This is a genomic window from Methylophilus sp. Leaf416 (assembly GCF_001424665.1).
In the GTDB taxonomy this organism is placed as follows: domain Bacteria; phylum Pseudomonadota; class Gammaproteobacteria; order Burkholderiales; family Methylophilaceae; genus Methylophilus.
In genome coordinates this window covers 248361-262925 of the sequence record NZ_LMQS01000001.1, presented here as the reverse complement: position 1 = coordinate 262925, position 14565 = coordinate 248361, and the positions used below count along the sequence as shown (strand labels likewise).

The window sequence follows — 14565 nt, the reverse complement described above, 5'->3', positions numbered from 1 at the left end:
AATCTTAGTGCTGGAATAATAAAAAAGCGCCTGATGGCGCTTTTTTATTTTGAGTGCAGGATTAGGCTTTAAGCGCTTGTTCTATCCTGTCCAATGCTTCGCGCAGGTTATCCATGCTGGTAGCAAACGAGATACGGAAATACCCTTCAGCACCAAATGCAGAGCCTGGCACCACCGCGACATTGTGTTCTTCCAGCAGGTATTCTGCCAGCGCCATGTCTGAAGTTTCTTTGATTTTGCCAGCCTGATGCAGATTTGCAATCGCCTGACGCGCATCCGGGAAAGCATAGAAAGCACCTCCAGCCATTAAACAGCTTAAGCCCGGCATGGCATTGAATCGGTCAACCACATATTGATGGCGCTCTTTAAAGGCAGCGACCATCGGTTTGATACAGTCCTGTGAGCCACTCAGGGCGGCTTCAGCGGCATACTGTGAAATAGAAGTCGGGTTGCTGGTCGACTGGCTTTGCAGGATTTCCATCGCCTTGATGATGTAAGCCGGGCCAGCCGCATAACCAATACGCCAGCCGGTCATGGAATACGCTTTGGATACGCCATTAAGCACGATACAGCGGTCTTTCAAGCCAGGCGCGGCATTGAGGATGTTATGGAATTGATCACCGGTCAGGTTGACGTGTTCGTACATGTCATCGGTAGCGATCAATACGTGTGGATGTTTGAGCAACACTTCACCCAATGCTTTTAATTCTTCCAAAGAGTAGACTGCGCCGGTCGGGTTAGAAGGCGAATTGAACATCACCAGTTTGGTTTTGCTGTTAATCGCTGCTTCCAGCTGGCCAGGCAGTAATTTAAAGCCTTGTTCAATACCACATTCCAGGATCACCGGTTTGGCCTCAGCCACCATGGCGATATCGGCATAACTGACCCAGTAAGGCGCTGGGATGATCACTTCATCGCCAGGGTTCAATACTGCCAGACACAGGTTGAAAATGGTTTGCTTGCCGCCTACGCCAACAATCACTTCATTCACGGCATAATCAAAACCGTTTTCATTCTTGAATTTGTTAACAATGGCTTTTTTCAGGGCTGGAATGCCACTGACGGGCGTGTATTTTGTGTAACCTGCGTCGATGGCTGCTTTGGCTGCATCTTTAATATGTTGTGGTGTATCGAAATCTGGCTCACCTGCTGCCAGGCCAATAATCGGACGGCCTTCGGATTTATATTTGGCGGCTTTGGCGGTGATCGCCAAAGTAGGGGATTCTTTAATGGATAAAACTCGCGCAGATAGCACGTTGGCGGCAGGTTTGCTCAAAATGGCGTCCTTGTTGATCGGTATGTGCACAAGCAGGCTAGACTTTCGTGCCTGCAAAAAAATGAAAAACGCAACATTTTACGCAAAAACCACGTGCGGTGGAAGTGAATGACACCAGTTTTAAACAGATTTTTGGCGCAATCAAACGGGTTTCATAGATCGTTTAACTTACTGTTTCTGGCAGTTTTGCTCGCAACTAAGATAGTTCTGGTAAACCGATACCAGCAACGGGTCAATTTTCTGCAGTTGCAATTCAATGTCTTTCACGGTTTTGTCGTCGCCCAAGCGCTGTGCGACTTCGCCGCGCCTGAACCAGGCTTCTACAAACTGGCCATCCAGGCTGACTGCTTTTTGATAGGCAGTAGCTGCTGCATCAAATTGTTTCAATGATTGTTCAGCCAATCCCAGGCTAAACCAGGCATCTGCGTTGCTAGTTTCATTCTGGGTCCATATGGCACTAATTTTCTCCATGTTAGCCCAATCCTGGCGTGACTCTGGCACCGCTGCTTGCATGTAGTAGGGTTTTTTATCTTCATCTTCTTCCCATAAGGCTTTGCCACGCACGGGGAACTCGGTACTGGCGGGCATTTTCTCCAAAGTTTCCAGCCATTCCACTGGTAAAGCAAAATGGATGCTGCGGCCGTAACCCGCGGTTTTAAAAGTGTTGATGCCAACCAGTTTGCCATCCATATCGAATAATCCGCTGCCGCTGGCGCCCATCAGGAATTTAGCGCTACTGCGTATCATATTGCCGGAAGGGGTCGAGTAAAGACCTTGAATCTCACCAATGGAGGTGATGGGTGCGGGCACGCCATTGGAATGGCCGATGGCGCTTATTTCCTGCCCACGTGTCAATGCATAGCTATTACCGCGTACGACCGGCTTAAGCGGCAGGGTCGGTGATGTGACCAGGCACAAGTCGTGCCATACATCGGCGCGGACGCTGGTGATCGGGTAGGCATCTTCACCACGCGAAACCCATGGTTGTTTGGTGGCGCGTAGCACATGGCAATTGGTCACCACAGTATGGTCAGCGACTACCACGCCTGAACCGTAGGCCATGCCGCCATCCTCGTTGTAGCCACGGATCATGACGACGCCAAAATAAGCTTCCATCAATGCCTGCTGGTTATAAGCATGCGAAGAGGCAGAAAATATTACAATAAACACCGATAGTAAAAGCTTCAAGCCAATCTCCAGAGTGATTTTTCAGACATCCAACAGAGGACTACTTTCAAAGCCAATAGTTCTCCTTAAATGCTGCGTTGTCAAATGTAAATCACACGCCCATTGAACCAAAAGCAGTTAAAATGAGACTATTGTTTATTTAATCAGATTGTTTTCGTGATCGTCACCTTTCCAGGTAGCAAGTTTGAGTTACACCAGCCTTTTCCTCCGGCCGGGGATCAGCCTCAGGCCATAGAAAAACTGACTAAAGGCATTGAAGATGGTTTGAAGTTTCAAACCCTGCTCGGCGTGACCGGCTCCGGTAAAACTTACACCATGGCCAATGTGATTGCACGGACCGGTAAACCGGCCATCGTCATGGCGCCAAACAAAACCCTGGCGGCCCAGCTCTACAGCGAATTCAAAGAGTTTTTCCCCAATAATGCGGTGGAATACTTCGTCAGTTACTACGACTATTACCAGCCGGAAGCGTATGTGCCCTCACGCGACCTGTTTATCGAAAAAGACTCCAGTATTAACGAACACATCGAACAATTACGTTTGGCAGCGACCAAGGCGTTGCTTGAGCGTGAAGATGCGGTAATCGTGGCAACTGTTTCAGCCATTTATGGTATCGGAGACCCGGGTGAATATCATGGCATGGTGCTGCATGTGCATCAGGGCCTGAAGATTGAGCAAAAAGATATTGTGGCGCACTTGATTGCGATGCAATACGACCGTAACGATTTTGATTTTGGCCGTGGTTGCTTCCGTGTCCGTGGCGATATTGTGGATGTATTTCCCTCTGAAAACAGTGAAACAGCGGTGCGCATCAGCATGTTCGATGACGAAATCGACAGCATTCAGTTGTTTGATCCACTGACCGGCCAGGTATTTAATAAAATCCATAATTTCCGTATTTTCCCATCCAGCCATTATGTGACTGCGCGGGAAGCGACGGTGCGTGCGATGGAAACCATCAAAGCCGAATTACGCGACCGCGTTAAAGTCTATCTGAGTGAAAACAAGCTGGTTGAAGCGCAGCGGATTGAACAGCGCACGCGGTTCGACCTGGAAATGCTCAATGAAATTGGCTTTTGCAAAGGCATTGAGAACTACAGTCGCCATTTGACAGGCCGTAAACCTGGCGACCCGCCGCCGACACTGATCGATTATCTGCCGGAGCATGCATTGATGATCATCGATGAAAGCCACGTCACGGTGCCGCAAATCGGCGGGATGTATCTGGGTGACCGATCACGCAAAGCAAACCTGGTGGATTACGGCTGGCGTTTGCCTTCAGCGATGGATAACCGCCCGCTCAAGTTTGAAGAGTTTGAGCGCATTATGCGTCAATGCGTGTTTGTATCTGCGACGCCTGCGGATTACGAAAAAAACCATCAGCAGCAAGTAGTGGAAATGATTGCGCGTCCGACCGGCTTGATAGACCCTAAAATCATTGTTAAACCCGCTGATACGCAAGTGGATGACCTGTTGGGCGAAATTAAAGAACGCGTAGCGATTGGCGAACGCGTGCTGACTACCACGCTGACCAAACGTATGGCAGAAGATCTTACCGATTATTTGTCCGAGCATGGCGTTAAAGTGCGCTACCTCCATAGTGATATTGAAACGGTAGAACGGGTAGAAATTATCCGTGATTTGCGCCTGGGGGAGTTTGATGTGCTGGTGGGTATCAACCTGTTGCGTGAAGGTCTGGATATCCCCGAAGTTTCATTGGTAGCGGTGCTCGATGCCGATAAGGAAGGCTTCTTGCGCTCTGAACGCTCGTTGATCCAGACAGCCGGCCGCGCGGCGCGTAACCTGAATGGTAAAGTGATTTTTTACGCCAACAAGATCACACGCAGCATGAAACTGGCGATGGATGAGTCTGACCGTCGCCGTACTATCCAGGAAGCGTTTAATGCAAAGCATGGCATCACGCCTAAAGGGGTGACCAAGCGGATTAAAGACCTGATTGAAGGCGTGTACGATAAAGATGAAGCACACCGTGAACGTAAAGCCGCGCAAGAACAGGCTAGTTACGAGAACATGAGTGAGAAAACGCTGGCCAAAGAACTCAAGCGGGTAGAAAAAGCCATGCATGATGCAGCCAAAAACCTGGAGTTTGAAAAAGCCGCCCAGTTACGTGATCAGCTGAAAAAACTCAAGTTGCAAGCATTTGGTGCCGAAGTAGATGATTTGAAATGAGTTTACTAAACACCTGTATTGGTTCGGTAGCGGCGATGTGCACTACGGTAGCATTTGTGCCGCAAGTCATCAAATCCTGGCGCACGCGTGATTTAAGCGGGATATCGTTGCCTATGTATACAATTTTCACGCTAGGCGTTATTTTATGGCTGGTGTACGGGCTTTTAATTGGCGATTGGCCGGTGATCATCGCCAATGCGATTACAGCGTTACTTGCAGGTGGTGTTCTTTTGTTAAAATTGCAGTCACTCAAAATGAAATCTCCAAAAATGAAATCTATGACACAGCTTTAATACCAGATTATTTTTTTGATGATTGATCACTTTTACTGATTATTTATTATTTAAAACTAGAAATTTTTTAGGATACGACCATGAAAAAAATTACAAAAGCAGTATTTCCAGTTGCCGGATTAGGCACACGTTTCTTGCCGGCAACCAAAGCCAGCCCTAAGGAAATGTTGCCTGTGGTTGATAAGCCATTGATTCAATATGCTGCTGAAGAAGCTATTGCAGCGGGCGCCACCGAACTGATTTTCATCACCGGGCGTAATAAACGCTCAATTGCCGATCACTTTGACAAAGCTTACGAGCTCGAAGCTGAGCTGGAAGCTGCAGGTAAACAAAAATTACTGGATATCGTGCATAGCATTTTGCCTAAAGGGGTCAGCTGCGTATTTATCCGCCAGTCACAAGCGTTGGGTTTAGGTCATGCGGTGTTATGCGCCAAACCAGTCGTGGGTGATGAGCCGTTTGCCGTATTGTTAGCCGATGACTTACTGTGCGGTGATGTATCGATTACCAAACAAATGGTTGATGTCTATGAGCAAAATCAATGTTCTATCCTGGGTATTGAAACCGTTGCTCCAGAAGAAACCAGCAGCTATGGCATAGTGGACGCGGTTGCAGAAACTGATGATCTGTTATTGGTCAAAGGCATGGTTGAAAAACCAAAACCGGAAGAGGCGCCTTCTAACCTGGCAGTCGTTGGCCGTTATGTATTATCGCCACGTATTTTTGAGTGCCTGGAAAAAGTTAAACCAGGCAAGGGTGGTGAAATTCAACTGACTGACGGTATTGCTGCCTTGATGGAATTTGAAAAAGTTAAAGCCTACCGCTACAAAGGTAAACGCTATGATTGCGGCAGCAAGCTGGGCTTTATGCAAGCCAACGTTGAACTGGCATTGCAGCATGATGAAATTTCCGGCAGCTTCAGGGAATACCTGAAAACCCTGGCTATCTAACCAGCTTTTGATCATGCAAGATCCCGATAACCAGTCGCCAGACTACTGGCTTGCACATTCTGACATCGTCTTTACCGAAGCTGATGTCACCAAGGCACTGGATCAGATAGCGCAAGAATTGCACGATAAACTGGCTGGCCAGTCAATATTACTATTGTGTGTGATGCGCGGCGGACTTTACCTGGCAGGCCAGTTAATGCAAAGGCTGCAACTGCCAGCGCGCCTCGATTACCTGCAAGCCAATCGCTATCATGGCACGTCAGGAAGTGAAATCGTCTGGGCCAAGGAGCCTGAGTTTGATATGACTGCACAAACAGTGGTCGTACTCGATGATATTCTGGATGAAGGTATTACCCTGGCAGAAGTCGTGCAGTATTGCCAGAAAGCAGGTGCCACACAGGTATTGACTGCCGTACTGGCTGATAAAGATAATGGTTGTGTCAAACCGCTGCAAGCGGATGTAGTTGGCTTAACGGTGCCAAACCGTTATGTGTTTGGCTGTGGCATGGATGTCTATGGCTGGTGGAGAAATTTGCCTGAGATTCGTGCGTTAAAGTAAAGCAGTGAACATTCAATTTTCTGAATCCAGAAGCCGGTTGTTTAGCCATGTGCAAAACAACCGGCTTGTTTGTATTTAAACACCTGAGATAACAGGGATGGTGTTTTGTCCCTGTTAGTTACCAGCACTTCAATCAGGTTTTGCGTGGCGGGAAAATACTTTTTTTCACCAAAGCATGCACGCCCCAGTTGCCATCGACTACCTGGGTAATCCCGAAATCTACCGCAATCGACATCAGTGAAATGGCCTCATCCTCAGTCAATCCCTGCGTGCTCATCAGGAAGTCACGCATTTTTCGATAGGCATCACGCAAAGCCAAATCTACTGATGACTTGGCAAAAATACTGTTCTGCGCATCCGCGCCCAAGTCTGCCAAATAATTAGGATAGCTAAAGCCATGCAGCAACCATTCATCCTGCGTTTCCAGCAATGGATACTTCAGGCTTTCCAGAGGGGTGCCTGGCAGGCTGGCTTTTTTGTGCAAAATCAGCTGGAATGTTCCGGTGAGTGAACATTCGATCGCGGTTCCACAGAGTTCGGAATCGCCCTGTGAAGCATGGGGGTCGCCTACAGAGAATAATCCACCGCTAACCGAAACAGGGTAGTACAAGGTAGCGCCTTTGCCTATGCGCCAGTTATCTATATTGCCGCCGGTATAACTGGGCGGAATGGAGTTGACCATATCCGCTTCGGCAGGCGCCACGCCCATGGTGCCAAAGTGCGGACGGATAGGCACCCGCACGTTTTTAAGCACATTGTGGTTTTCCTGTATGGTTTTGTGGTCCACCGGTACACCAGGGTAATCAATAATCGGGTGCACCACGCCAAAAGGGTCGGTCTGCGGTGTCCAGCGAAAGTTATACACCGCACTGGCGTAGTTTCTTTCACCCGTGGCATCGACTTCATAAATAGTGATGACCTCGCGTTTCTTGGGTTCTTCCACCGTGTCGCCATAATGAAATCCCCACCAGGCTGCCGCATTACTGCCAAACGCCTTGCCTTTGTAAAGTGGATTGGCACTGGCTCTTGGGGTGACATCTACAATACGTACTTCCAGTATATCGCCTGGTTCAGCACCCTTGATGGCAACAGGTCCTGTACAGATATGCACGCCCAAACCGCCACCTGCGCCCACTTTGGCATTCATCGCACCAATGCCGCGGCGGTCCACGCCTTTGCGCTTACTGTCCCAGTAAAACACGCTTTCTGCACCAGGGTCACCGCGCACCATACGCTCGGCGTCGTCATTGGCATGGTGGGTGAGGGTTTCCAGCGTGACATAGTCACCGGACTCAACCTCGATCAATGGCTTGAGGGATTTACTGAAAAAGCCCCAGTGAACGGTTTTGTCATTGGCTGGCACATAATAATGGCTGGCACGCCCTGCACCGGCGCCTACTTTTGGGCTTTGTGCAAACGCACTTTGCGACATGGTAATTCCCAATGCTCCCAAGGCGGCCGTGCTGCTGCCAACAGCAAACGCATCTTTCAAAAATGATCTTCGAGCTTCGTGAAACTCTTCTTTGATCAACCCCTCGTTTTCCGGGGTGATGCCATGATTACAACCGGGACTGCAAGTATGTTCCGCCATTTTGAAAGACTCCACTGAGTTAAAAATACATAAAAACTTTTATCAAAACCGCCAGGTTCTGAATGGATGGTCGTGGGGCGATGGCGGGTTGTATGCTAAGTGATTACTGCATAGGCTAACCATCAGCCAAGCTTGTTAAAGTGTTAGTTTATGGCACTATGCTCGCACCTAAGCTGTTGTTTATTAATACGTTAAACTACGTAGGCAGCTTTTGAATGGGCTGTAGAGGAAAAATTTTTTTACTTTAAAAAGGTCGTGATATGGGGCAAAACTTAAACGTCCAGTCCCATAATAGAAAAAGGCATCCTGTAAAAGATGCCTTATAAACTCGGAAATACCTGTTAAATCGGGGATGGGGCTGATTCACCACAGCTTGAAACAAATAACAACCTCATTTCAATCCGTCCTAGTTGGCAAAAAAGCCCTTAGCTAGAATGCAGGGAATCATTAATTGTGTACGTGGGAGTTCTTCCTGAGTTGATTAAGTATGTATTGAGCCCACTCAAAATTGATCAACGGAAATTACCGAAAGACTCTTTCCTGCAGCTAAATTTTAGCCAAATAATTTTGGCGGAGAAGGAGGGATTCGAACCCTCGATACGCTTTCACGTATGCCTGATTTCGAGTCAGGTACATTCAACCAGCTCTGCCACTTCTCCGTTTTTCGCAGCAATAGAATACTGAAAGGGCGCTAGTCTACACCTTGCTAACGCACTGATTCAATAGATACTTAAGCTCTAAATTCAGTTCAAAGGCAAATCGATTTGCACCACTAACCCTGATTCAGGTGACGGTTTATTGCTCAAGGTCATACTACCACCGTGTTTTTCAACAATCATGCGCGCAATGGATAAACCTAGACCTGTACCGCCAGTATGTCTGGAGCGTGAATCTTCCAGCCTTCTGAAGGGTTCCAGCACATTATCAAGCTCTTGTGCCGGAATGCCCGGGCCTTCGTCCGAGATAGTGCATAGTACGCGAGACGCTTTCACCTGAATGGTGAGGGTAGGCGATTGTGCATAATGAATGGCGTTATTTAACAGGTTGTTCAGGCAGCGTGTAAGCAGGTGTGCCGAGCCCATGATGGTGATGGCTTCGTCGGGCAGGGTTTTATGGATAGCATGTCCTGCTTCTTCAAAATCATCGCAGACAGCAGTCGCCAGGGCCGTGAGGTCTACCCGGTTTTTATCGACGTTCTCGCTGCATAGTCTTGCAAAGTCCAGGCCTTCACGCACCATTTCCTGCGTTGCGGTCAGGTCGTTGACCAGGCTTTGCTTGAGTTCTGCGTCTTTGACTTTCTCCAGGCGCAAGCGTAAACGCGTCAACGGCGTTTGCAGGTCATGCGCGATTGCGCCGAGGATAAAGCCACGTTCCTGCACATGCTTGAGGATGCTGCGCTGCATTTCATTGAAGGCTTTGGCAGCATGGCGTACTTCAGTTGACCCCTGATTCTCCGGCAACGGCGGATTTTCTATGTTGTGCGCCAGTTGCAGTGCGGCGTTTGCCAGTTTGCGTAATGGTTGTGTTGCCACGGAGGCAACCACCCAGATAATGCTGATCAGCCCCAGTAACGCCAGCACGAAGGCAAGCGGATTACGCTCAGGCGGGTGGCCTGGTGGTGGCCGATGCCCGCCATAGCGTAGCTGGATTAATACGGGTGTGTTGTCCTGCAAATGTGTGTATACCGCCAGACAATAGCCTGGTTGAGGTGGTGGCGGGCCAAATTCACGTGGGGGTTCAGGCGGACGGTTACGTGCACTACAGCGGCCCTGGGTGGTGATGCTGATCACATCGGCAATTTCAGGTACTAGCAGGGTATTCAGGTTTTCCAGTTCTGCCGGTAAGGCAGGTACGTTTTTTGGAGGCACGGCGCCGAGCTTTAAACTGCTGCCCATACGCTTGAATACATCCTGGATTTCAGAACGCTTTTCGGGCACGGTGATTTCCAGGATGCGGATCATGCTTTCGATGCGGTCAAACGCAAACTGGTCGCGCAGACGGGATTCGTTGACACGTGAATCACGCTGGCCCAGCACATTGACGACTGTGGCGGTGAGCAGGATGCCAATGACGGCTATCAGGAAAATCCTGACTGACATGGCTCCTAACAGATTTTTCAGCATATCGTCAGGTCCCTTTATTTGACATAGCGCACATCGGCGGTGAGCAGGTAACCTTCATTACGCAAGGTCTTGATCACAGTGGGATTTTTGCTGTCGATTTCGATTTTTTGCCTGATCCTGCTAATTTGTAAATCAATGGATCTGTCGAAAGGTCCTGCCTCGCGGCCATGCATTTCTTCCATTAACTGGTCACGGCTAAGCGGGCGGTTGGCGTGTAACAGCATAAAGCGCAAAAACTTGAATTCTGCGTTTGAGAGCGGGATGCTGGTATTCAATTTATCAATCAGCGTGCGGTTCTGGATATCCAGCGTCCATTCGTTAAACGCAATCTGGCGCAAAATGCCGTTATCCAGTTCTTCGCTTTGCTTGCCAGCATTTTCTGCCACCATACGGCTACGGCGTATCACGCTGCGTATACGCGAGAGTAGTTCCAATGGCTCGAACGGTTTGGCTACGTAATCATCCGCACCCGTCTCCAGGCCCATGATGGTATCCAGCGAGCTACTACGTGCGGTAAGCATGATAATGGGAATACTGTGGTACTTGGGTGATTCGCGCAGCTCGCGACAAAGTTCTATGCCGTTGCGTTGCGGCATATTGATATCGAGGATGATGACATCTGGTACTTTTTGTTGCAGTACTTGCCACATTTGCGCATGATTGGCGGCCTGATATGTGCTCAGCTGATTTTCCTGCAGAAAATCACAAAGCAGGTCGCGGATTGCGTCATCATCATCTACCACCAGAACATGGGTATCGTGGCTGGTTTCTGTCATCGCTGGGTATCTCTGTCAGTTGAAGTAAATATTTGAGCACAAAACCGGCCATTCAGGCCGGTTTATATGTATTACCTGTGATTATGATTGTGGCTTATCGTGGTGTGGTTTGTCATGCTGAGGGCCGCCATGATCATGACCGCGTCTGCCATGGTGAGGATGCGGGAAAGCATTCTCATCAAACACTTTTTTCTGCGAGTCGTTCAGCTGTGCATAGAACGTACGGATTGCCTTAGCACGTTGTGCTTGTTCAGCATCGCGTTCTTTGTCCAGCGCTTCCATTTTATCAAGACGCTGTACAGTGTTCAGCTTTTCCAGAGCAGCGACGTCAGGGCGTTCAGCTTTGTCTTTAGGCTTGATTTGCGACTGGTAAGTATTCCAGGCACTTTCCTGAGCGGCAGTCAGTTGCAGCACGGTGTGCAATCTTTCCTGGTGCTTTTCAAAATGTTCTGCGCGGTGCTCTTGCCAGGTTGTTTTGTCGAATTTGCCTTTACCGCAGGTAGCGCCATGCTCTGCTAAGGCAGTCATGGATACCAAAGCCAAAGTACTTGCGATAGCCAATTGTTTTAATTTCATGATGTATCCTTTTCAATCATCATTGCGAAATTGCAATGTTGACATTAAAACACCCGAATGTATCGGGTGTTTGTCAGGAGCTGAGGGCTATGTATCGGAATGTATCACTTATTCATTTCCAAGCATTCAACCAATGAGTGAGCTAGGTGAAGAGCAACCAACGAATATCAAAGTACACGGTATTTTGAGTTCACAGGCAGCGTCGGTATTCGCTCAGGTAGTCAATAGATTGGTGCTGGGGTTATTCAATCCCTTGGCTGGCCAGGTAGTCTTCATAATTGCCAGTGAAATCAACAATGCCATCAGCCTTGATTTCAATAATGCGCGTGGCGATTGAACTCACAAATTCACGGTCATGGCTGACAAAAAACAGGGTGCCTTTGTATTTATCCAGCGCGGTATTCAGCGCTTCAATGGATTCCATGTCCATGTGGTTGGTCGGTTCATCCATCAGCAACACATTGGTTTTAGCCAGCATCAGCTTGCCGTACAGCATGCGGCCTTTTTCACCACCGGAAAGCACTTTCACTGACTTCTTGGTAGCTTCGGTAGGGAACAGCAAACGGCCCAGCATGCTGCGCACAGTGTTGTCATCATCGCCTTGCTGGCGCTGAGCAGTCATCCATTCGAACAGGTCTTCACCTTTTTCAAACTCGTATTCGTGGTCCTGCGCAAAATAACCGAGTTTGGCTTTTTCTGCCCATTTCACTTCACCATGCTTGGGCTGTAAATCGCCGGCCAATGCACGCAGGAAGGTGGTTTTGCCAATACCGTTTTCACCAATAATCGCGACTTTCTCACCGGCTTCAAACATCATTTCCACATTGTTAAATAATGGTTTGTCGAAGCCATGACTGAGCTTTTTCAGCTCTACCGCGTTACGGTGCAGTTTTTCCCTGTCGTCGAATTCAAAGCGGATGAATGGATACTGGCGGCTGGAAGGCTTGAATTCTTCCACTTTGATTTTATCAATCTGCTTGGCGCGGCTGGTAGCCTGTTTGGCTTTAGACGCGTTGGCAGAGAAGCGGCGTACAAAGTCCTGCAGATCGGCAATCTGCTGTTTGGCTTTGGCATTGTCTTTGGCCTGCTGATTACGCGCAGCAATACTGGCCTCCATATAATCGTCGTAATTACCTGGGTAGGAGGTAATTTTGCCGTAATCCATATCACAGGTATGCGTACAGACCTGGTTCAGGAAGTGACGGTCATGCGAAATGATGACCATGGTGCAGTCGCGGTTGTTGACGATATCTTCCAGCCAGCGGATGGTGTTGATGTCCAGGTTGTTGGTTGGTTCATCTAGCAGCAATACGTCTGGATTAGCGAATAAAGCTTGCACCAGTAATACACGCAATTTCCAGCCCGGAGCTACCGCACTCATCAGGCCTGTATGTTGCTCGATAGGAATACCTACGCCTAACAGCAACTCGCCAGCACGTGCTTCAGCGGTGTAGCCGTCATATTCAGCGAATTCACCTTCGAGTTCGGCGGCGCGCATATAATCGTCTTCAGTGGCTTCCAGATTGGCGTAAATCGCATCACGCTCCTGCATGGCTTTCCACATTTGTTCGTGGCCCATCATGACCACATCCAGCACACGCTGGTCTTCGTAGGCAAACTGGTCCTGTTTCAGGAAAGCCATACGCTCATTGGGATCCAGGCTGACATTGCCGCTGGTAGGTTCCAGTACGCCGGCCAGGATCTTCATAAAGGTAGATTTACCGCAACCGTTGGCGCCGATCAGGCCGTAGCGGTTACCGTCGCCGAATTTAACGGAAACGTTTTCAAACAGTGGCTTGGATCCAAACTGCATGGTGATATTGTTTGCAACTAACATGCAAGAACTCTCAAAAAATAGTTAATTAAATCGCTAATCAAGGCTGCGTGCTTTATTCAAAGTCACGCAAAATTATTCAAAACGGTTGTAAATGACGACTTCATTTAGTGGCAGTTGCCCGCTACGCGGCTTGGCAGCTTCCAGTGGTTTGCCTACTACTACAAACATCACCGGCACATGGTCCGCCGGCAGGTTAATCAGTTTGCCAACCGCGTCGAAGTCAAAGCCATCCATAGGGCAGGTGTCATAACCCATTTCCTTGGCGGCCAGCATCAATGTCATGGCTGCCATGCCACCCGAACGCATGCCTTCATCCCGTTCGGCCTGGGCGTGATCTGTGTAATAGTCATGGATAGCCTTCACCAGGTAATCACTGGCTTGCTTGGGCGCATTGACCCAGTACCGTGCAGGGTCTTTCTCCCAGGCTTTAAGGTCAGCAGTCAAAATAATCAGCAACGAAGCATCGGTCACTTGCGCCTGGTTCCAGCTCACAGCACGAATCTGGTGACGCAGCACCGGGTCAGTTACCACTACAAAGCGCCAGTGCTGGATATTGAATGCGGTCGGGGAAAGCATTGCCAGCGACATCAGTTGCTGAATTTCCGCTTCTGTCATACGGTGGTCAGGGTCGTAGCTCTTAACAGAACGCCGTTCGTTGATGGCTTGTGATACTTTCATTTAGTCTTCAATATTCAATATTTAAAATGTCTAATTGCAACGGCCCTGCCGGTCGTTGCCAGATAGTGCTGTCGCCGACTTTGCGACCCAGTAACGCTTTAGCCAGCGGAGATACATAGCTGACTTTATGCCGGGCAATATCGGCTTCATCTTCGCCGACTATTTTGAACTGCAACTGCTGGCCTTCCTCATCTTCTACAGTCACTGTCGCGCCAAACAATACGGTATGTCGCGGTTGCTGGGCAGGATCAACCGGTTGTACAGATTCCAGCCTGGCAAATAAATAGCGTAAATCACGGTCTATCTCGGCCAGTTTCTGTTGCGCGTTCGGGTCTTCCTTGCGCGCGGCATATTGCGGACGCTGGCTTTCCAGTGTTTTTACAGACTGCTGCAATTGTTGCAGGCCATCTGGAGTCACGTAGTTTGTATGCAGGCTGACCGGCCGCTCAGGCAGGTCGGTACCCGCCAGTTCCAGATCATCTTCCTTTACAAATCCGCGACTCATTGTGTAGTGTGATATTCCCTGTC

The 14565-nt window shown here is 48.9% G+C and carries 13 protein-coding genes and 1 tRNA gene; 4 read left to right on the top strand and 10 right to left on the bottom strand.

Annotated elements, in window-relative coordinates:
* Nucleotides 1–61 precede the first annotated feature (61 nt).
* Both ASG34_RS01220 and ASG34_RS01215 read right to left on the bottom strand, forming a co-directional pair.
* Nucleotides 62–1276 (bottom strand): pyridoxal phosphate-dependent aminotransferase, encoded by a 1215-nt coding sequence (locus ASG34_RS01220; RefSeq protein ID WP_055827225.1) that lies wholly within the window; start codon nt 1274–1276, stop codon nt 62–64.
* A 168-nt stretch (nt 1277–1444) separates the two neighbouring features.
* Nucleotides 1445–2464 carry a trypsin-like peptidase domain-containing protein gene (locus ASG34_RS01215; RefSeq protein ID WP_055825545.1) on the bottom strand — a complete coding sequence of 340 codons (1020 nt, stop codon included), beginning with the start codon at nt 2462–2464 and terminating at the stop codon, nt 1445–1447.
* Nucleotides 2465–2620: 156 nt separating this feature from the next.
* On the opposite strand from ASG34_RS01215, the gene uvrB reads away from it, so the two are divergent.
* The 4 genes from uvrB to ASG34_RS01195 all read left to right on the top strand — a co-directional run bounded on the left by uvrB (nt 2621) and on the right by ASG34_RS01195 (nt 6456).
* The gene (uvrB, locus tag ASG34_RS01210; RefSeq protein ID WP_055825542.1) at nt 2621–4654 is read left to right on the top strand and encodes an excinuclease ABC subunit UvrB; all 2034 of its coding nucleotides are present in this window, start codon (nt 2621–2623) and stop codon (nt 4652–4654) included.
* Complete coding sequence (locus ASG34_RS01205; RefSeq protein ID WP_055825539.1) at nt 4651–4947, top strand: SemiSWEET transporter; 297 nt, start codon at nt 4651–4653, stop codon at nt 4945–4947. Before uvrB ends, ASG34_RS01205 begins: the two co-directional genes overlap by 4 nt.
* Nucleotides 4948–5027: 80 nt before the next feature.
* Complete coding sequence (gene galU / locus ASG34_RS01200) at nt 5028–5897, top strand: UTP--glucose-1-phosphate uridylyltransferase GalU (RefSeq protein ID WP_055825536.1); 870 nt, start codon at nt 5028–5030, stop codon at nt 5895–5897.
* Nucleotides 5898–5910: 13 nt separating this feature from the next.
* On the top strand, nt 5911–6456 hold the full coding sequence (locus ASG34_RS01195) for a hypoxanthine-guanine phosphoribosyltransferase (protein ID WP_055825535.1): 546 nt from the start codon (nt 5911–5913) through the stop codon (nt 6454–6456).
* A 133-nt stretch (nt 6457–6589) separates the two neighbouring features.
* Here the strand turns inward: ASG34_RS01195 and ASG34_RS01190 are convergent, their stop codons facing one another.
* The 8 genes from ASG34_RS01190 to ASG34_RS01155 form a co-directional block, all read right to left on the bottom strand.
* Nucleotides 6590–8047 carry an acetamidase/formamidase family protein gene (locus ASG34_RS01190; protein WP_055827222.1) on the bottom strand — a complete coding sequence of 486 codons (1458 nt, stop codon included), beginning with the start codon at nt 8045–8047 and terminating at the stop codon, nt 6590–6592.
* Nucleotides 8048–8615: 568 nt separating this feature from the next.
* Nucleotides 8616–8706: transfer RNA gene (locus ASG34_RS01185), tRNA-Ser, on the bottom strand.
* Nucleotides 8707–8790: 84 nt separating this feature from the next.
* A complete protein-coding gene (locus ASG34_RS01180) occupies nt 8791–10170 on the bottom strand; it encodes an ATP-binding protein (RefSeq protein WP_055825533.1) in 1380 nt (459 codons plus the stop codon).
* Nucleotides 10171–10184: 14 nt separating this feature from the next.
* Nucleotides 10185–10946, bottom strand: coding sequence for a response regulator (locus ASG34_RS01175; protein ID WP_055825531.1), 762 nt, complete (start codon nt 10944–10946; stop codon nt 10185–10187).
* 81 nt (nt 10947–11027) lie between these two features.
* A complete protein-coding gene (locus tag ASG34_RS01170) occupies nt 11028–11522 on the bottom strand; it encodes a Spy/CpxP family protein refolding chaperone (protein WP_055825528.1) in 495 nt (164 codons plus the stop codon).
* A 241-nt stretch (nt 11523–11763) separates the two neighbouring features.
* Complete coding sequence (locus ASG34_RS01165; RefSeq protein ID WP_055825526.1) at nt 11764–13359, bottom strand: ABC-F family ATPase; 1596 nt, start codon at nt 13357–13359, stop codon at nt 11764–11766.
* A 72-nt stretch (nt 13360–13431) separates the two neighbouring features.
* Entirely contained in the window at nt 13432–14037 is a 606-nt protein-coding gene (locus ASG34_RS01160) for a nitroreductase family protein (RefSeq protein ID WP_055825523.1), read from the bottom strand.
* A gap of 7 nt (nt 14038–14044) precedes the next feature.
* The gene (locus ASG34_RS01155) at nt 14045–14542 is read right to left on the bottom strand and encodes a GreA/GreB family elongation factor (protein ID WP_055825520.1); all 498 of its coding nucleotides are present in this window, start codon (nt 14540–14542) and stop codon (nt 14045–14047) included.
* Nucleotides 14543–14565 lie beyond the last annotated feature (23 nt).